At 37.4% G+C, this 20127-nt stretch carries 21 protein-coding genes; all 21 read right to left on the bottom strand.

Translation table 11 applies throughout. The features are described from left to right. Nucleotides 1-16: 16 nt before the first annotated feature. The 21 genes from yabQ to BFM98_RS18775 all read right to left on the bottom strand — a co-directional run bounded on the left by yabQ (nt 17) and on the right by BFM98_RS18775 (nt 20104). A complete protein-coding gene (gene yabQ / locus BFM98_RS18875) occupies nt 17-508 on the bottom strand; it encodes a spore cortex biosynthesis protein YabQ (protein ID WP_048395335.1) in 492 nt (163 codons plus the stop codon). Further along, nucleotides 505-804 (bottom strand): sporulation protein YabP, encoded by a 300-nt coding sequence (gene yabP / locus BFM98_RS18870; RefSeq protein ID WP_004229167.1) that lies wholly within the window; start codon nt 802-804, stop codon nt 505-507. Before yabP ends, yabQ begins: the two co-directional genes overlap by 4 nt. Before the next feature lie 147 nt (nt 805-951). Next, nucleotides 952-1242 carry an RNA-binding S4 domain-containing protein gene (locus tag BFM98_RS18865; RefSeq protein WP_048395337.1) on the bottom strand — a complete coding sequence of 97 codons (291 nt, stop codon included), beginning with the start codon at nt 1240-1242 and terminating at the stop codon, nt 952-954. A 4-nt stretch (nt 1243-1246) separates the two neighbouring features. Then, entirely contained in the window at nt 1247-2707 is a 1461-nt protein-coding gene (yabN, locus tag BFM98_RS18860; protein ID WP_066038164.1) for a bifunctional methyltransferase/pyrophosphohydrolase YabN, read from the bottom strand. 8 nt (nt 2708-2715) lie between these two features. Further along, the gene (locus BFM98_RS18855) at nt 2716-4338 is read right to left on the bottom strand and encodes a putative polysaccharide biosynthesis protein (protein WP_066038163.1); all 1623 of its coding nucleotides are present in this window, start codon (nt 4336-4338) and stop codon (nt 2716-2718) included. Between the two features lie 158 nt (nt 4339-4496). Next, on the bottom strand, nt 4497-5033 hold the full coding sequence (gene spoVT / locus BFM98_RS18850; RefSeq protein WP_004229174.1) for a stage V sporulation protein T: 537 nt from the start codon (nt 5031-5033) through the stop codon (nt 4497-4499). A gap of 315 nt (nt 5034-5348) precedes the next feature. Then, the gene (mfd, locus tag BFM98_RS18845; protein ID WP_066038162.1) at nt 5349-8861 is read right to left on the bottom strand and encodes a transcription-repair coupling factor; all 3513 of its coding nucleotides are present in this window, start codon (nt 8859-8861) and stop codon (nt 5349-5351) included. A gap of 140 nt (nt 8862-9001) precedes the next feature. Continuing rightward, complete coding sequence (locus BFM98_RS18840) at nt 9002-9229, bottom strand: anti-sigma-F factor Fin (protein WP_016993788.1); 228 nt, start codon at nt 9227-9229, stop codon at nt 9002-9004. 241 nt (nt 9230-9470) lie between these two features. Then, nucleotides 9471-10037: an aminoacyl-tRNA hydrolase gene (gene pth, locus BFM98_RS18835; protein ID WP_016993791.1), complete on the bottom strand. Its 567-nt coding sequence runs from the start codon at nt 10035-10037 to the stop codon at nt 9471-9473. 146 nt (nt 10038-10183) lie between these two features. After that, entirely contained in the window at nt 10184-10780 is a 597-nt protein-coding gene (locus BFM98_RS18830; protein WP_066038161.1) for a 50S ribosomal protein L25/general stress protein Ctc, read from the bottom strand. 253 nt (nt 10781-11033) lie between these two features. Further along, nucleotides 11034-11993 (bottom strand): ribose-phosphate diphosphokinase, encoded by a 960-nt coding sequence (locus BFM98_RS18825; protein WP_004229183.1) that lies wholly within the window; start codon nt 11991-11993, stop codon nt 11034-11036. A 24-nt stretch (nt 11994-12017) separates the two neighbouring features. Beyond that, nucleotides 12018-13388 (bottom strand): bifunctional UDP-N-acetylglucosamine diphosphorylase/glucosamine-1-phosphate N-acetyltransferase GlmU, encoded by a 1371-nt coding sequence (gene glmU, locus BFM98_RS18820; RefSeq protein ID WP_066038160.1) that lies wholly within the window; start codon nt 13386-13388, stop codon nt 12018-12020. 261 nt (nt 13389-13649) lie between these two features. Then, nucleotides 13650-13952 (bottom strand): septation regulator SpoVG, encoded by a 303-nt coding sequence (gene spoVG / locus BFM98_RS18815; protein ID WP_066038159.1) that lies wholly within the window; start codon nt 13950-13952, stop codon nt 13650-13652. A 220-nt stretch (nt 13953-14172) separates the two neighbouring features. Beyond that, entirely contained in the window at nt 14173-14547 is a 375-nt protein-coding gene (locus BFM98_RS18810) for a RidA family protein (RefSeq protein ID WP_004229189.1), read from the bottom strand. Continuing rightward, the gene (purR, locus tag BFM98_RS18805) at nt 14544-15377 is read right to left on the bottom strand and encodes a pur operon repressor (RefSeq protein WP_004229190.1); all 834 of its coding nucleotides are present in this window, start codon (nt 15375-15377) and stop codon (nt 14544-14546) included. The genes BFM98_RS18810 and purR overlap by 4 nt, the downstream gene beginning before the upstream one ends. Nucleotides 15378-15433: 56 nt before the next feature. Then, nucleotides 15434-16300: a 4-(cytidine 5'-diphospho)-2-C-methyl-D-erythritol kinase gene (ispE, locus tag BFM98_RS18800; protein WP_066038158.1), complete on the bottom strand. Its 867-nt coding sequence runs from the start codon at nt 16298-16300 to the stop codon at nt 15434-15436. A gap of 220 nt (nt 16301-16520) precedes the next feature. Next, nucleotides 16521-16700 carry a small, acid-soluble spore protein, alpha/beta type gene (locus BFM98_RS18795; protein WP_004229193.1) on the bottom strand — a complete coding sequence of 60 codons (180 nt, stop codon included), beginning with the start codon at nt 16698-16700 and terminating at the stop codon, nt 16521-16523. A gap of 113 nt (nt 16701-16813) precedes the next feature. Beyond that, a complete protein-coding gene (gene veg / locus BFM98_RS18790; RefSeq protein ID WP_004229199.1) occupies nt 16814-17074 on the bottom strand; it encodes a biofilm formation stimulator Veg in 261 nt (86 codons plus the stop codon). Between the two features lie 157 nt (nt 17075-17231). After that, the gene (gene rsmA / locus BFM98_RS18785) at nt 17232-18113 is read right to left on the bottom strand and encodes a 16S rRNA (adenine(1518)-N(6)/adenine(1519)-N(6))-dimethyltransferase RsmA (RefSeq protein WP_048395444.1); all 882 of its coding nucleotides are present in this window, start codon (nt 18111-18113) and stop codon (nt 17232-17234) included. Next, entirely contained in the window at nt 18106-18672 is a 567-nt protein-coding gene (gene rnmV / locus BFM98_RS18780; protein WP_048395443.1) for a ribonuclease M5, read from the bottom strand. Before rnmV ends, rsmA begins: the two co-directional genes overlap by 8 nt. 220 nt (nt 18673-18892) lie before the next feature. Then, nucleotides 18893-20104, bottom strand: a complete 1212-nt coding sequence (locus BFM98_RS18775; protein ID WP_066038157.1) for a resuscitation-promoting factor — start codon at nt 20102-20104, stop codon at nt 18893-18895. Nucleotides 20105-20127 lie beyond the last annotated feature (23 nt).

Here is a 20127-nt window from a genome sequence, read left to right as displayed (position 1 = left end):
TCCGCACCTCCGATAATTATTGTTGCTTTTTATTATACTTCAAATATCGTAATTTTTTAAAAAAAGTGTAGGACAAATACGAATAAATTTTGACAAAAGGTCTTATAACAAACATAACAATATTTATTAATAATTGCAAAATTTGTCGAATAACCGTAATTATGAAACGCACAATGAACCAAAAGGGTCTCCATGTTATATTCACCAAAATTCTAGCAACGAAACGTAAAAAGGTTTGAAAAAATGATTGATACAAAAAAATTCCAGCTATTTGCGCTAGCGGGTCGTAAGCCCGCCAAGCGCCATCTTTTAGCCAAAATAATAAATAGTATGTCAACCCTCCAAGTAGAATCCAAGTTATTAACTCAACAACCATCATCCACTTTCGAAGGCTTGACCTTTTTGGAGTTGAAAAAACAATAAGCCTTATACTATCAATTATGAAACCAACTGCTATACCGCTCAAAACCATGACAATTAATTGATAAAATTGTTCACTGACAATCATCCAAATAACTTATGAAGGAAACCTTTCGAGAAGCCACTTTCCTCCTCGTCGTACTGTAAGGTTTTTACAGTTCCTTCAAGTGTCAATAATCCTTTGTCAACATCTAAATGAACGATATGCAGTTCCTCTCCACGGATTAACAAGTGCCCTTGGGACGTCTTAATGAAAAACTCTTCCTGATCAAAGCGTTCAATTGATTTTACAGAAGTCATGTCCATTCTTTTACGATTACGAATCGTTAAAATATGCTCTCCAGATGGAATTGTGTAACGATTACTTTCTTGATGTAGCGTCATTTTTTTCCTCCTTTAGTCGTCCTAGCTTCTGTTCACTTTATGCGGACAACCTTCAAAGCATGACAACTTTATTTAAGTTGTATCATACTTTCACCTACAAAAAGAAAGGCGGGACAACAATAGGAGGGCTAGAAAATAAATTTAGCTTTAATCCTCATCATCAATAAATTCAGGCTCAATCTTTTCAAGTCGTTCTTCTTTCAAAATGGTAAACATTTTTGCTGCATCTTCTTTTTTCACAGTATCACGTATTTCTTCTACACGTGCCGTTACTATTTTTTGACCAAAACGGATAGCAAGCTCATCACCAGCTTTCACTGTACTACTTGCTTTTGCAATCTTTTCATTGATTGTAATACGTCCTTGATCGGCCACTTCTTTGGCTAAAGTACGGCGTTTTATTAAACGGGATACTTTTAAAAACTTATCTAATCTCATAATCTTACTCCTTTTCTAGTTGCTTTGCTTCATTCCAAAATGCATCTAATTGTTCTAATGTAAAATCGGAAAATGGTTTTCCACTTGCTTTTACCTGTTGCTCAACATAGCCGAAACGTCTTGCAAATTTCTCATTTGCATGTAGCATGGCTTCTTCTGGTGATAATTTATAGAAACGTGCTAAGTTTACTAATGTGAACAATACATCGCCAAATTCATCAAGACGGGACGCATTAGAGCCTTTCGTCACCTCATGGCGAAATTCCTGCCATTCCTCGGTAAATTTATCCCATGCTCCCTCCACATCTGGCCAATCAAAGCCCACTTTTGCAGCTCTTTTTTGATAATTGTAGGCTGTCTGTAATGCCGAAGATGCTCTATATTCTTCGTCTAATAAAGGTTTGTCGCTAGTTTCTTTTTCCTCAGCTTTAATAGCCTCCCAATTAGTCACGACATCATCTGCATCTTCTACTGCAACATCCCCAAAAACGTGCGGATGGCGGCGAATCATTTTTTTACTAATCGAAGCTAACACATCTTCAAGTGTAAAATAACCTTGATCTTCTCCAATTTGTGCATGCAAAAATACTTGTAACAACACATCACCAAGTTCCTCAATCATAGCAAAATCATCCTCAGCATCGACCGCAGCCAAGTATTCATGTGCTTCCTCAAGTAAATATTTTTTCAACGACTCATGTGTTTGCTTTTGATCCCAAGGACAGCCATTTGGACCTCTCAGCGTTGCAATGATTTGACGGAATGTTGTCCAATCTCTTAATGACTCCTCCTGTGATTTTACAGGTGGTACATAGACTGTTGTTAAATTATTTACTTCTACACTTTGATCGAGTTCATAGAGTGGCACTGTGACAATCTGTTCCTGTGAAGATCCAGCCGCTGTCACAACTGTCACAGGATACTCATCATCATATTTCTCCATCAACGTTAGCTTCACTTCTGATGCACTGAATGTATCGTATACTTGAGCGATCAAGATATGCTGACGCATGTTAATGTCATGCATTGAAAAGCTAGTACCATCAAGTAATTGAAAGCCTTCAATTGGATCTATTTTTAACGCACCAAAAATGGGATCTAAGAAACTCTGACCACCCTCAATGACTAGCTCAATTTTCCCTTCATTTGCGGCTGCAATAAGTAATTGCACTGTTTGCTCTGCAACTAGTGGATGCCCTGGCACAGCATACATAACATCCTCAACAGCGGTAGCTTCTATAAGAGAATCAGCTATTTCTGCATACACAGGTTGAAATGTATCGTGTTTTTCATAAACGTCGTCAAAACTTTCAAATCCCACACCCTCTGCTGCTAATTCCTCTAAAACCGGGTGATCCACTGTTCGTACATATAATTTTTTAGCAGCCTTTAATTTTTTATAAACACCCATTTGCAGCTGATTAAAGTCACCTGCACCTAAACCAATAATTGTTAATGTATTCAATATTACACCTACTTCCTTGAATTTAGCCAAAGTTGGTAAACAGCCATTCTACGTCCAAACGGCAGTAAATACCATTCTTTTTCTATTAGTACTCTTTTCTTTGCAATAATTGTTAGCATAACAAACGCCCCAATAGATACTGCTGTCAAACCCGCCACCATGGCTATCATACGTGAAGACATCAAATGGTTTAACAAGGACGATACTAGCTGTAACCATATAAGAACGACGATTGTCATACTGAAGGAGGCTATACCTACTTTTTTATAAAATGCGCCTGAAGCTAATTGAATGCCAGTCAATGTTTTTAAATAAATAATCAGCAAGGTTGCTGTTAATAATAATCCTATATCATTTGCGATGGCAGCTCCTAGTACACCTAATCCACCAATTAAACGTACATTTAATATAATTTTTATTAGAAAACCAATTATGAGAAATAAAGCTGGTTTTTTTAATTTTCCATAGCCTTGTAAGATCGCTGTAAATGTAAGGATAATCGACAAAGGGACAATTTGAAATACATAGACAATCAATACTTCCGATAAGGAATTGGTTTTAAAAAGCATTTCATTTAAATAAGGCATAACTAGCATTAAGCCTAGTGCAGCAGACCAGCCGAACAGGACGGATGCTTTGTATGTTAATTGTATGAATGGTACTGCACTACGTCCCGCTTGTTTTTTCGACAAATGGGCGACAAGTGGCACAATGGCCAACGACAATGAGGATGCAATGACAACACCTAGTTGAACTAACGGTTGTCCTCGATCATAAATACCCTTCGTTTCCTTTGCAATTGTAGGAGTCATGCCATTATCAATTAATGAAGAATAGATTGTAAATGAATCGACCAATTGATAGCCAAGTAGTAGTAGACCACTCATACTGACACTCAAGCTGAGCCAAGTGACCTCTTTAATGATAGGTAAACTTGGATTACGTTGTAGATGTTGTTTAACTTGCAGTAGACCAAATCGTTTATATGAGATATAAGCAAGTAATAGCAAGGCTGTAATTTCTCCAATTACTGTACCGATAACAGCCATTTTTCCTGCACCATAAAGAGATTTAGTCGTTGTCATAATAAGAAAGGTACCTGCTAATATGACAGTTACTCTCACTGCTTGTTCAAGTACTTGGGCATAAGCAATAGGCTCCATAATTGCTCTAGATTGAAAGCTACCTTTTAAAATAGCCAGCGCCGGCATAACCAATACTACTAAGGAGCCTGTACGAATAAGTGGTGCTAATTGAATATCTCCCATTAAATGGGCAATCTTTTCAGCACCTCCAAATAAAATGGCAAAAAACAGTAGTGATAATACCGTTAAATACCTGAAAACTACCTGTGTTATAGTGCGACGTCTTTCATCACGTTCTATTGTATCAACAATACAATCATTGTCTGCAAGCATTTTAGAAATGGCTATAGCAAAGCCACTAGATGTCCAAACAACGAAGATTGAAATAACTGGATATACCTGTTGATAGATATAAAAGCCTTCATCACCTACTAGATTTTGAAAAGGCACACGGTAAATGGCACTAAGAACTTTTACAATAAGGGCTGCTATCGTCAATAAGGCGGCACCCTTCATGTAGCTTTTCATACCAAAACGTTGCGACATAAATTGCCCTCTTTCCTTCTTAACAATGCCAATAGTATAGCATATCTCAAAAGTTTGACGTGCAAGGTGGCACTACTGTTCCTATAATGATTCATCCTTATGTACGCAAAAAAGTTATTGTTCAGCCTTAAAGGTCATCGCAATAACTTTTCCATGCATTAACTATTCATTTGTTTTGCTAAGAAGTTTGCAGCTGTTTCCACTACTTTGACTTCTACCTCACCAACAAAGTGTACTTTAGACAAGACGATAATACAGCCTATTGGGTCACCATTCACCATAATAGGTGTCGCACAATATGATTTTACTTGCTCATATTGTCCAGGGACAATTTCAATCGTTGTCTCCATTTTTTCTATTTTTGTGGAGCGTTCGTCCATAAAGCTTTCCGCAAAGGACGTAATGCGACGATTTATATATTCCTTTTTCCCTATCCCTGCAACAGCGATTACTTCATCACGGTCAGTGACAAATGCTGGTGTGCCCATCGTTTCATAAAGTGTTTCAACATATTCTCTTGCAAATTCCCCCAAATCATTGATGGGAGAATATTTCTTTAAAATGACTTCGCCTTCACGGTCCGTATAAATTTCAAGCGGGTCGCCTTCACGAATACGTAGCGTCCTACGAATTTCTTTTGGAATAACTACACGCCCTAAATCATCAATACGACGAACAATTCCTGTTGCCTTCATTCTAATGCCTCGCTTTCGCTACAATGAAATTTTAATTCAATGATAGTATGGTTTTTATTTGAGCAATCTATGCAAAAACTGAAGAAAAAGGATTTCACAACCATCAATCAATTTTTTTCAAAAAACGGTATTACATCAATCAACTCTTTATTAGATTACCCAAGGAATAAGTTTCTATAATTAATTCATAAAAAATATTGGAAAAAAATCAATTATTCCTGTGAGCAAATATGTTAGAGATGATGATTACTGAAGCAACATGAAAAAGGCTAATCTTATCTTTTATGGTAAAAGATAAGATTAGCCTTTTAACTACTATTGCTGCTTTTTTGCTTTATCAATAATTTGCATTAGCTCTTCCAACATATCAAAGGGTTGATATTTCCCACTCTTGCGTTCATCTATTGTTAATTTTAACTGCATGCCATCCATACCAAAACCAACAGCACGCTCGAATTTCATCGATTCTTCAATAATCTTACTGCCATCGACACTTGCCGTCCCTTGTTCTGACAATAGTATTGTAATAAGTTTTTGCTTCTCCTTTACAGATACTACTCCCGCACCTAAGCCCCAAACTTTCATTCGTGCTATTCGAAGTAAACGCTCTGTTTCAATTGGAAGATCGCCAAATCGATCCTCTAATTCCTCCATGATTTCGTCATACTCCTCCACCTGATCCATGGCTTTAATTCGTTTATACATTTGGATCTTTTGATAACCATCTGGAATGTAAGCGTCTGGAATATAAGCATCAATACTCAGCAAAATTTCTATATCTGGCTTTTCTTCTTTTTTCACGCCTGTTTGACGTTCCGCGATGGCATCCTGAAGCATTTGTGAATATAAATCAAAGCCAACTGAATCAATAAAGCCATGTTGCTGCGCTCCAAGTAAGTTTCCTGCACCTCGAATAGATAAATCTCGCATCGCAATTTTAAAGCCTGAGCCAAGCTCTGTAAATTCTTTAATTGCTTGTAAACGTTGCTCTGCTACATCTGTCAGAACTTTGTCGCGTTGGTACATAAAATACGCATAGGCTACTCTGTTAGAACGTCCAACGCGACCGCGTAATTGGTAGAGCTGGGCTAAGCCCATACGATCAGCATCATGGACAATTAACGTATTTACATTCGGTATATCGACACCTGTCTCGATAATTGTTGTCGTGACAAGCACATCATAATCACCCTCTAAAAAGGCTAAAATCACTGATTCTAGCTCTGACTCAGTCATTTTTCCATGAGCAAAGCCTATACGTGCTTCAGGGACGAGTACTTGAATCTCCTCAACCCTTCGAGCCATATCCTCAACCCGATTATATAAATAAAATACTTGTCCGCCACGTGCCATTTCCCTCTCAATAGCTTCTCGTACTAATGCACCACTGTGCTCCATCACATATGTTTGAACTGGGAAGCGATTAGCAGGAGGCGTTTCAATAACAGATAAATCTCGGACCCCTACCATGGACATATGAAGAGTCCTTGGGATTGGTGTAGCCGTTAAAGTTAAGACATCGACATTTGTCTTTAACTGCTTAATTTTTTCCTTATGCGTCACACCAAAACGTTGCTCTTCATCCACAATTAGCAGACCAAGGTCTTGGAAAATTAAATCTTTAGATAAAATACGGTGTGTTCCAATAACTATATCGACTCGGCCTTCTTTTAAGCCTTTTAATGTGGCTGTTTGCTCTTTTTTCGAACGGAAGCGAGATAACAATCCAACATTAATGGCGAAATCCTGAAAGCGCTCACGAATTGTCTCATAGTGTTGCTGAGCCAAGATAGTAGTAGGGACAAGGAATGCCACTTGCTTTCCATCTTGAATAGCCTTAAATGCGGCACGAATGGCTACCTCTGTCTTACCATAGCCTACATCGCCACAGACTAAACGATCCATAGGGCGTTCACGTTCCATATCTCGTTTTACTTCAACAATTGAACGTAGCTGATCCTCTGTTTCCTCATAAGGGAACATCGCTTCAAAATTACGTTGGTCGTCGTTATCAGGTGTAAAAGCATGCCCTTTCTCTGCTTCACGCTTTGCATACAGCTTTATTAAATCATCTGCAATATCCTGTACAGCAGAGGATACCTTCGCTTTCGCCTTTTTCCACTCTGCTCCACCTAATTTATGTAGCTTTGGTTCACGATCCTCTGACGCCACATATTTTTGGATTAAGTCTATTTGCTCTACAGGGACATATAATTTATCGTCTGCACGATATCGAATATGCAGGTAATCCTTATGTGTACCATTAACCTCTAATGTCTCTACACCGATGTATTTACCAATCCCATGATGAACATGCACAACATAATCACCTGGCTTAATTTCCGTATAACTTTTAATACGTTCAGCATTAGTCATTTTTTGTGTACGTGCTTTTTTCTTTGCCTGCTGTTTAAAGAGCTCGTCTTCTGTTACAATTGCTAAACGCTGTAGAGGCAATTCAAAGCCACTCGACAAACCACCATCTACAATATAAATACCAGGTTCTGTCGGCTCACCTATCGCCGTATGAATATCGTACTCTTCAAGCATTTGCTGAACCCTTTTTACTCGTTCTTTATCCCTTGCTATGATTAGAACTGTAAATTTGCCAAGTAACCAGCGTTCAACCTCACTTTGAAGCAAGGACATTTGTCCATGAAATTGCTGCATTGGTTTGCAAGAAAAGTTAGTTGTTTTAGTAAACGTAATCCCTGCAAATGTTCGCGAAAATAATGAAAATGAAAGCTTTTGTTGTGACAACATCGCCAATATTTCTTTTAATGAGAAGGCGGGTTTGACATCATGAACCATTTTTCCCTCTTCGATTAAAGATAAAAACCATTCATCTTCTTCACGTTCCCATGCATCCATTACCTCTTGAATACGTCCAAGCTCGTCAAAAAGTACAATACTATCTTGTTCAAAGTAATCTCCCAAAAAGGCTGTTTTATCGTATAATAATGAGCCATATTTGTTTACATAATCAGGTAAATTTCCTTGCTGTAGCAATTCAATATCATATTGAATATGCTGATACAGAAGTTCCTTTGTCTCCTGCTTTTTTACCTTCTTTAGACTGGCTGCTAATGCCACTTCTAAACGGCCTGCTAATGCCTGTCTTTCTGATTTAGTAAGAATGACCTCTGAAGCAGGAAGAATACGAATTTTTTGTAATTTATCAATAGAACGTTGGTCATCTGCTGAAAATGTTCGTATGGAATCAACCTCTGTGTCAAATAATTCAATACGAATAGGTGATTCCAAATAAGGTGGATAAATATCTAAAATCCCCCCACGCAACGCAAACTCTCCAGGTGATGTCACCATTGAATTCCGTACATAGCCCATCTCTACTAATGTTTGTAACCACATCTCAATTTCAATATCTTCGCCTACGGCTGTTTGTAAAAAATAATGTAGCCAGTGTTCCTTAGGCTGCATTATTTTACGTAAACCAGCCACAGGTATTACATATATGGCTTTCTCACCTCTAGCTAAGCAATCAAGCGTCGCAATTCGCTCCGCGCGAAGTTCTGGTGAAGCTACAGAAAGATCGGCTGCAATAAATTCATCTGCTGGGTAATAATGAACATGTTCTTCACCTAACAATCCAGCAAGCTCATCAACCATTTTTTGTGCCTGCAATAGATTAGGAGAGATAATATAGATTGGCTTCTTTACATATTCAAATAACACATCGACCATTACGGGGCGTGCGCTTCCTGTTAAACCTGTAATAAGCTGTGATGCAGTTTGACCGCTCTGAATTTCCTTTAAAAATGATGTAATATGTTTATCTTGCGACACAAGCTGTCGTAAAACCTCCACAGTCAAAAGCTCCTTTCAGCATAAATTCTATATTTTTATTTCTATTATTCTAGTGTTATTTTACATTTCTCTATTAATGGCTGTTTTATGAAATGGAAAAAGCCTTGAACACACATAAGTGTGTCAAAGCATCCTTCCAATTATTGAATCCATTTATTGAGTGCGTGATAATCTGGATATTGTCTCAGCGAATCCTCACATTGCTCACAAATGCAGTGCACAGTCGTTTGACCATGTTGATCTTTCTCAACATAATCATCCGCTTCTCCCAATTCGAAAATATGCAGCTTTCGAATTGTATCATCTGCATCAAATGGTAGTGTCCCTATTTCTACTTCACAATGCCGACATCGATAGCGAACTGACATCTCCAAATCATCCTCCTTTAAGCAACTTTCTACTTAAAGTATAGACATTTATAAAAAGGATTATGCACTTTTCACTGTCATCCTCATTGCAATAACTTGAAAATTAGAGAATTAATTTTTACCTGTAGCTAAGACTATTCACTACAAATATTAGCTGTAATAATAGTGTAAGACAGTTCATTACTCACCTTACACCATGCCAATTATCCAAAAACTTTAACAGAAATTTTATTACTTCCATCTATTTGCTTGCGTTAAAGTGATTCATCACATCAAGAAACGGCTTTGAAAGAGATGCTTCAACAGCGTTTACAGAATTTACAATGGCGTCTTGCATAAGAACTTGGTCTTCCTTCGAAAATTTAGCTAACACATAGTCTGCTACCTTCATGCCCGCTGGTGGACGATTAATGCCCACTCGAATACGATTAAATTCCTGAGTGCCTAAATGTTGAATTAATGATTTAATGCCGTTATGACCACCTGCACTCCCTTTTTGTCGCAGACGTAATTTACCTGTCTCTAAATCCAAGTCATCATAAATGACAATTAAGTCTTCTACCTCTATGTCAAAATAGTCCATTAGGGGACCAACACATTCCCCTGATAAATTCATATATGTTAATGGTTTAACAAGTAGAACCTTTCCTTCTGGTCGATGTACAGTTGTGTACATCCCGTTAAATTTTGAATTTGTTAAAGGTGTTCCCCATTTTTCTGCTAACGCATCAATAACATCAAAGCCAATATTATGTCTTGTATGCTCATAAGGTTTACCTGGGTTTCCTAAACCAACGATAATTTTCATAAGTACCTCTCTTCTTTCAAATCTAATAGTCATTATTTTACCATATAGCATGCCTAGAAAGCATTTTGTACAATTGTTAAAAGACATAAAAAATAAGGCTAACAAGAAAGCTATAGCCTTCTTATTAGCCTTAAGCGTATTTACTTTTATACTGACTCTTGCCCTTCTTCATTTTCTGTAGTCTCTTCCTCTACAGAAACAGGCGCCACAATGGTTACTAACATATAATCATCTTCACTAATAATTTCAACAGGTGTAGCATCGCGAATATCTGCTACTGTTAAGGATTCCCCAATTTTCAACGATGAAATGTCCACATCAATTGATTCGGGTAACTCTGTTGGCTTTACTTTAACTTTTAATTCTAAGTTAGGCTGCATTAAAATACCGCCCTCACTCACACCAACTGACTGTCCAAGTAATTTAATCGGGACATCAGCTTCTAGCTCTTCCGCCATATTAATGGCTAAAAAGTCAATATGATTTACTTCATCTTTCAATGAACATTGCTGAATCTCTGACACAACAGCATTCACCTTTTTCCCCTCTAACTCTAGCGAAAACACACTATTTTGCCCATTTTTTTGAATGGACTTTTTAAAATCTTTTGCAGCAATAGAAATTGGGGTTGAATCTACTTTGTAGCCGTAAATAACTGCAGGAATGGCTCCCCCTTTTCTAAGTTGGGTTAATGTTGAACGATGCCCAGTTTCGCGCTTTGTAACACTTAATACTGTACTCATACTTCTTTATTCCCCTTCCAAGAAAATTATTTACGCCTCAACAATAATTCGTTGTAGGCTATGATAATACTTAGCTCTATTTGTTTAAGGTAGAGTAAATATTATTAAGACACATTATTATTATACCCCTTTGTGAGAAGGCTCACACATAAAACACTCATCTATTTCTTCGTCTTGATGAAATAGTGTCCAATTTATATAAAAAAGACCAATCTACTCAAAGAGTAGATTGGTCTTATACTTACAATATTTATTAATCAAATAGAGTACTTACAGATTTATTTTCATAAACGCGAGAAATAGCATCCGCCATTAATTTAGCTACAGAAAGCTCTGTAATTTTTGGAGATTTTTTCTCGTCTGAAAGCTGAATTGTATTTGTCACCACTAATTCTTTAATAGCAGAGTTTTCAATACGTTCAATTGCTGGACCAGATAATACAGGGTGTGAACAGCAAGCGTAAACTTCTTTTGCACCAGCAGCACGTAACGCATCTGCCCCAATTGTAATTGTACCTGCTGTATCAATAATATCATCAATCAAGATTGCCACTTTACCATCAACATTACCAACAATGTTCATCACTTCCGCAACGTTTGGTTTCGGACGACGTTTGTCAATAATTGCAATCGGTGCTTTTAATCGTTCAGCCATTTTACGAGCACGTGTTACCCCACCATGATCTGGTGAAACAATAACGATCTCATCTCCTGGAATACCTTTAGATTTGAAGTAATCAGATAGTAATGGTACTGCCATTAAGTGGTCGATTAGGATATCGAAGAAACCTTGGATTTGAGGTGCGTGTAAATCTAATACGATAACACGTGTTGCACCAGCAGTTTCAAGTAGGTTTGCCACTAATTTAGCTGTAATTGGCTCGCGCGCTTTTGCTTTACGATCTTGGCGTGCATAACCATAATAAGGCATTACAACGTTTACTGTACGAGCAGATGCACGTTTAACTGCATCTACCATAATTAAAAGCTCCATTAAATGTTCGTTTACAGGTGCAGAAGTAGACTGCACGATAAACACATCACAACCTCGAATACTTTCTTCAATGCTAATTTGAATCTCTCCATCACTGAAGTGCTTAACAGAAGATTTACCTAATTCTACGCCCATTTCCTGCGCAATTTCTTGAGCTAATGGATTATTAGAGTTAAGTGAAAATATTTTTAATTGTGAGTTTGCATAATGATACGGCATGATGGCCTCCTGTTTAGTTGATAATTATTTTGAATTTAATTTGCTTACATAATTCGGTTTGTTTTCTTGTCTTGCACGAGCTATGGCAAGTGCATCTTCAGGAACTTCTTTTGTAATTGTAGAACCTGCTGCAATAAATGAACCTTTTCCAACTTTCACTGGCGCTACTAAGTTAGTATTACATCCTACAAATACATCATCTTCAATAATTGTTTTGAACTTGTTTTTTCCATCATAGTTTACTGTAATGGAACCACAACCAATATTGACGTTACTACCGATCTCAGCATCGCCAATATAACTTAAATGTGAAACTTTCGAGCCGTTATCTAGCTTGCTTTTCTTCACTTCTACAAAGTTACCAATTTTGACATGACTACCTATGTCTGAAAGTGGTCGAATATGAGCAAATGGCCCAATAGCAGTATCCTCTGCAATAGAGCTTTCACGGACAACTGAAGAATGTATAGTTGTACGATCACCAACGCGGCTATCTATGATTTGAGTGTTTGGCCCGATAATGCAATCTTCACCGATCACAGTAGCACCTTCAATCATTGAGCCAGGTTGAATCACCGTATCACGCCCAATAACTGCATCTGCACTAATATGCGTTGTTTCAGGATGGATAATTGTTACACCATTCCGCATATGCTTCTCGTTGATTCTTCTACGCATTAAGGTCTCGGCTTGTGACAAAGCCACGCGATCGTTAACACCTAGTGTTTCTTCAAAATCATCAGTGACATATGCTTCAACAATATCACCTTGCTTTTGTAAAATTTCAATGACATCTGGTAAATAGTATTCACCTTGAGCATTATCATTTTTCACAAGCTTCAATGTTTCAAATAATAATTTGTTATCAAAGCAATATGTGCCTGTGTTTATTTCTTTTACTAATTGCTGCTCTGCTGAAGCATCCTTTTGTTCAACAATTTGCTCCACCTGTCCGTTACTGCCACGTAATATACGGCCATAGCCAGTTGGATTTTCAGCAATTGCAGTTAAAATAGTTGCTTTAGCATTCTTTTCTTGATGATGTTCGAATAGAGCTTGCATCGTTTCAGGACGAATTAGTGGTGTATCTCCACATACAACTAATGTTGTACCTTCTTCATTACCTAAAATGGCCTCTGCTTGTTGCACAGCGTGCGCTGTACCTAGTTGCTCAGCCTGCAGCACATACTCACTTTTATCACCAAGCTGTTGTTGCACTTTTTCAGCACCATGTCCGACAACCGTTACAATGCGATTCACATCTAACGTCTGAATATGATCCACCACATGTTGTACCATTGGTTTCCCACATACTGGATGGAGCACTTTATATAATTTGGACTTCATACGTGTACCTTGACCTGCAGCCAAAATGACAGCAAAAATATTGCTCATCTGTAAGTCCTCCAATACGCTCATTTTCTCTTATGACTATATAGCAAAATTCATCTATTTTCAAGGCATGTAGAGTTGACAAAAACATGAATTCCTAAATCCAATGCACCTTATGCTCGAATGTCATGAAGTATATCCTGAAATTGCTCATATTATCTTTTTATCAAAATAAAAAGAACCCTTCCAACTAGAAGAGTTCTTCCTATCTTTTTTACCGTAAGTTTGTAACATATCCTTAAAAAGTAAGTTATTTACTATTTATTACACACCGATTCCCTCTAATTCTTCTTCTTTACCAGTTTCCTCTATTTCACTAGAGTTATGATACTCGTTTAAAATGATCTCCTGAATTTTATTTCGAGTATCAGAATTAATTGGATGAGCAATATCTCTAAATTCCCCATCTGGTGTTCGTTTACTAGGCATAGCTACAAATAAACCAGTATTTCCATCAATGACACGAATATCGTGAACAACAAACTCATTATCAAGTGTAATGGAAGCAATCGCACGCATGCGACCATCCGTCTGTACCCGACGTAATCTCACATCAGTAACTTCCATTTTCTCACCACCTCTCTTCTTGGATGCCTAAATGAAAATATTATATTCTCAATTACCGAATATTTTCCTTTTCATAGTCTATCAAATTTTCTAAAAAATTTGAATACTTATTAGAATAATATTTTTTCTTATATACGTAATTTTTGACAATTGTTTGTCGGCGTAAAAAAACCCACTAAAAAGAATAAAGATTCTCTTTAGTGAGCTTAATAAGTTTTATTTATTTTACGATTGCGATTACTTCGATTTCTACTTTTACATCTTTCGGAAGACGGGCTACCTCTACAGCTGAACGAGCTGGTTTATGATCACCGAAATGATTTGCATAAACTTCATTCATCGCTACAAAGTCATTCATATCTTTCATAAAGACCGTTGTTTTTACAACATTATCTAAAGAAGTTCCAGCTTCCGCTAAAACAGCTTTTAAATTAGCAAATACTTGATTTGTTTGTACAGTTATATCGCCTTCCACTAAATCACCTGTAGCTGTTAATGGAATTTGACCAGAGCTATAAAACATTCCGTTAACAATAATACCTTGTGAATATGGTCCGATTGCTGCTGGTGCATTTGTTGTTGCTACTACTTTCATTTGTCATGTCCCCTTTTAGAAAAATAGTTACCTTCACTTAATGCAATTGTTCGATCTTTTTCATTAACTTCATGAAGCTTTACAAGTGAATAATAATCATCTACTAATGTTTCGTCCGCATGCTCAGCCTCCACAAGCACTGCAATGCCTGCTAGCTGACAGTCAAACTCCTCTAAGAGATTTTTCATGCCATTCATAGTACCGCCGACCTTCATAAAGTCGTCAGTAATTAATACACGTTGTCCACTCTTCATGCTTCTTTTTGATAATACCATTGTCTGAATTCTTCTGGAAGAACCAGATACATAGTTAATGCTTACTGTAGAACCTTCTGTTACTTTACTATCTCTTCTCACAACAACCACTGGTACATTTAAATGTCTTGCAATGGCATGAGCGATGGATATCCCTTTAGTTGCTACTGTCATTATGACATCGATTTGTTGATCTGCAAAGGCCGAAGCAAAGACCTTTCCTACACGATTAATTAAATCTGGGTTTCCAAGCAAGTCCGTCATAAATAAGTAACCACCTGGTAACAATCGATCTGAATGTTCTAGCTCTGCTTTTAAATCTTGAATCACTAAACGTACTTCAGCCTCGGACATTTTCGGAATATACTTTACTCCTCCTGCAGCACCCGGCACTGTCATCAATAACCCGATTCCTTTTTCTTCGAATGTTTCTTTTACAATCGTTAAATCTTCACTAATGGATGACTTAGCAGATTGATATAGTTCTGAAAAATAAGTTAGCGGGATCAGCTGATGTGGATGTTCTAGTAAGTAGTACGTCATATCAACTAGTCGTTCACTACGCTTCCATTTCATGCGACCCTCTCCTAAACACGAATATTTATAGGTAAAATTAACACAAATTTGCGTTTCTAAGCAAGCGTATTTCGCTCACCCAAAATTCGTACTGCATAAACTTCCTCACAAAAACCACGTAAACCATTATAAATGCGACTTACACGAGCTTCACTATCCACTAGCCCAAATACAGTTGGACCGCTTCCACTCATTAGCGTGGCATCTGCCCCAAAGCGCTTCATTTGTTCCTTTAACATCACAACTTCTGGGTGTAGCTTAAATGTTACAGTTTCCAAAACATTTCCTAATGAAGAACATAATAGCTCATAATCTTTTGTCTCTATAGCTTGTATCATCTGCTGTGTATTGGGGTGTTGCAGTCCTTCAACCTTAAGACCCCCATAAACTTCTGCTGTCGACACACCAATTTTAGGCTTAGCTAGTACAACCCAACAATTAGGTGGAGCTGGTAATTCCTTTATTTTTTCGCCTCGTCCTGTAGCGAATGCCGTGCCTCCGTAAACACAAAACGAAACATCCGAACCAATTTTAGCACCAAGTTCCGCTAATTCATCTATTGATAAACCTAAATCCCACAGTTCATTTAGCCCTTTTAATGTTGCAGCTGCATCACTACTACCTCCTGCGAGTCCTGCTGCTATAGGGATTTCCTTTTCAATCGTAATGGATACACCTTGTCTAATGCCATATGTATCTTTAATGAGACGCGCTGCCTGATAAGCAAAATTACGATGGTCATTTGGTACAAAATTATCTGTTGAAATTATTTGAATAACACCATCTTCTCGAGATTCAAGACTGATACGATCAGCTAAATCGACTGTTGTCATAACCATCTCCACTTCGTGAAAATTATCCGGTCTTTTATAAAGTACATCTAATGTTAAATTAATTTTTGCAGGCGCCTTTACATAAAGCATCTTTCTTCCTCCTTATAGCTACACGTATAAACAGTTCTTTTTTTCGCGCAAGATTATTCATTTTATTTTACCATATTGAGAATACGAAAATGGAAAAAAAGAACCGTTTACCCTATTCGGAGTAACGGCTCTCTCTCGTCAGTTGTATTTGTTGTGTCAGTAAGGATTTTCATCCCTGCTGAATGAAACTTTATAAGATGACTATTTTAGCAAAAACAGTCTACTTACGCTCTTGCTCACTACTTGCCCGTTCTGCCATTTCTATGGCGCGTTTGACCATATTACCAGCATCACGAGCTTTTATGCCGCCCCAGCCTTCCTTTTGCACAACATCATAAAATCCAAGTTCTTTTGCGATCTCTTCTTTTAAACGAGGTGACATGATACCTTTTCTAGGCATATAAACTCCTCCTTTAACAACTGACGAATTTAGTATGCCCGTGAAAACGCAAAACACTCATGTATTTTTAATATACATGAGTGTTTCTAAAATATAGAAATAAGTACTAGAAACTATTTTGCGACAGCAGCCTTTGCTTCGTCTAAAAATGTAATCTCTACTGCTTCAGTTAAAATATCTGTGTAGCTATACGATACGCGCTTGCACGTATTGTCTTCTTGATCGAGCTCTACTACAAAGATGGCGCGATATGTCTCACGTAGTATCCCTGCACACTCAACCGTTTTCTTGCGACCACCGTTTGCTTTTAATTGCAAACGTTTACCCAAATGACAATCCAACGACTTTTTAATGTCCGCTAAAGTTTTTGGCATTTTCGCTTACACCTCACTAATAACAAGTATAAGCTAATGGCCCAAAAATGTCAACAAAATATAATATTTTATCAGCCTCTTATAAATCTTGTCAACTCATTTTTTATAAAAAAATATATATTTTTTTACATATCCGAAAAATTGTTAACAAAAATTTTTACTTTGCAAATACAGGATGCAGTGCATCAGCTAATTTCCCAAACTCTTGAATTGAAAGTGTTTCTCCACGGCGAGTTGGCTCAATATTTGCTAACTCTAATGCCTGTAAAATTTGATCCTTTTGTGCCTTTCCATTAGGTAAACCAGATTGCAGGTTATTATAGATTGTTTTTCTTCGCTGTACGAATGAAGCACGCGTTACAACAAATAAAAAATCCTCATCTATTACTTTTACTGGTGGTTCCTCATGCTTAATAAGGCGAATTACTGCAGAGTCGACGTTAGGTTGCGGCATGAAAACGGTTTTTGGCACTGTCATCGCAATATCTGCTTTCACGTAATATTGTATTGCAATTGATAAAGAACCATATTCTTTCGTCCCTGGCTTAGCTGTTATACGGTCTGCTACCTCTTTCTGCATCATCACAACAAAACCACGGATCGGTAATCGGTCATTGAGTAACTTCAGTAAAATTGGGGTCGTTACATAATACGGTAAATTTGCTACAACCATAATATCATCAATACCTGGCATCTCATCTGCAATTACTTTCTCCACATCTGCCTTAAGTATGTCAGAGTGAATAATAGACACATTATTATATGGACTAAGCGTATCTTCTAGTACAGGTAATAAACGTTGGTCAATTTCAAAGGAAACTACCTTTTTAGCGCTTCTCGCCAAATGCTCAGTTAATGCCCCAATCCCAGGACCAACTTCAATTGCGCCACTATTCTCAGTTAAATTGGCGTGACTCACTATATTTCTTAAAATGTTCGGGTCAATTAAGAAGTTTTGACCTAAACTTTTTTTAAATGAAAAACCATACTTTTTTAATATTTCTTGTGTTCGAATTGGTGTAGCAATATCCTTATGCATCATTTTCCTCCTGATCTAACTGTGCGATAGCCGCACCAAATTGCTCCTCTGTAATCTGAAACATTTTCAATCTTTTATGAAGTTGTTTACCATTTGTAGCACCTATATTTAAAATTTCCCCTAGTCTATCACGACGCTGCTTTGATTGTGGATGTCCAATTAAACGAGCAGTCATTAAATCTTCCAGTGTAATTACCGCTTCGTTTAGCAACTCATGTGTAGGGGTATAGACATGTTGTAGTGCTTCACGTATATCCTCATCAGCAGCATGCTCAATCCCTAACCCTTTACCGTTTTTAGCGATCGTTTTCGCTTTTGGTAAAAAGGCATGCTTCACCCCTTTTACACGCTCCTCGATAATGGCGCGTATTCGACGTCCTGGATAGTCTGGATCAGTAAATACGATAACTCCACGTTTTTCTTGGGCGTGCTGAATTCGCTTTAACGTTTCTTCAGAAATTGCAGATCCATTCGTTTCTATAGTATCTGCTTGTACAGCACGTTTAATAGCTGTCGTATCATCTTTTCCTTCAACAACAATAATTTCTTTAATTTGCAAAAAGGCTCCTCTTTTCTATCTACCTTATCTTCTGACCATTTTACAACTGCTCTATACGATTTGTACAGGAATACAAGGTTCAGATGAGCTTATCTTATTCAACTTTCTCTCTACATACCTACAACATCATTTGCTAAAAAAATAATAAAGAAGCCTTCCCGCCAGTCAAAACAGGAAAGCTCCATTTGTGAAAAACATTTTGATTAATTTTACAATTTTTTTAATTTAATACTTTAACGCGCACTTTCTTACGTCCCCAGTTACGAGCTTGGGCATCTGTTTGTACAAGTATGTCAATCTTATTACCCTTAATTGACCCACCAGTATCCCCAGCTATAGCAGTTCCATAGCCTTCTACCCAAACCTTTGATCCTAACTTAATAACAGAAGGGTCAACTGCGATCACCTTCAAGCCAGAATTTGAACGTAGATTTATACCAGTTGCTGATGTACCAGTACAACCGTTGCAATATGGTGTATATGCTGTTGCCGTTACATAAAATTCTTTTCCGTTAGTAGGCTCTGCAGAACCACGTGACACAGTTGCTGCACTTGCAACAATTGTTTTTGTGCCTACAGCAACCACTTGCTTCTTCGGCTCTTTTAACACTTTCTCAGATTGTAGGTTTTTTGCCACAACCTTACCGTTTTCTTTGACAACCTCATACGTACGAGAAATCGAACCCTTCTCGCCCGTTGCTACTACTTTTTGTTTCCCCTTTTGCAATGAAGCATCCTGCTTCTTTTCAACTGCGAAATCTAAAGAGTCTTCCACTACATCGATAACCTTTTCTACGCGAACTACTGTGATTTTACTCTCCGGAGTAATAACGTTCTCCAGGTTATTTTCGACACGATCGAATTCATTTAGCTGAATTCCTTGTTGTTTTAAAAAGTTAGCGACCGTAGTCGAAGTGGACCATACTTGTCTTTTAGTTACGCCATCGACAAGCGCTACTTGAAACGCTTTTTGAATATCGATTTTGTTATCTGCTCCTAGTTCAGTATCTAGACCTTGCGCTAAAGAGTCATGTTCAGATACTTTAATATTTGCTTCCTTCAAAATGTCCTTCACAAGTGTTTCAGTTGTCCAAACTTTTGACTGATTTCCATCAACTGAAATAGTTACTTCTTTTGCCTGTTCCCATGTAATTGCTAATCCATTAACAATTTTGGTGTTCAGAGAGGGTGAAATTTTGTCATGCTCTGCTATATCTATATTTTGATTTTGTAATAATTGTTCTACAGTTTTGGCATGTGTTGATACTTCGATTGTTTCTCCATTTGCTTCAAGCTTAACGGATTTTTTCGTACCTTGATAAAGCACGAAAGAGATTACAGACACAAACAGGACAAGTGAGATAATTCTTATCACTGTTTGCTTACTCCTCAATGATCCTAAGAACAAGTTTTTCATGGAATTATTTGACATGAAAAAACGCCTCCTTAATACAA

Origin of the sequence: Lysinibacillus sp. AR18-8 (assembly GCF_001705465.1) — a bacterium.
In the GTDB taxonomy this organism is placed as follows: Bacteria; Bacillota; Bacilli; order Bacillales_A; family Planococcaceae; genus Lysinibacillus; species Lysinibacillus capsici.
The sequence above is the reverse complement of the archived record's forward strand: the minus strand, read 5'-3'. Positions and strand labels throughout refer to the sequence as shown.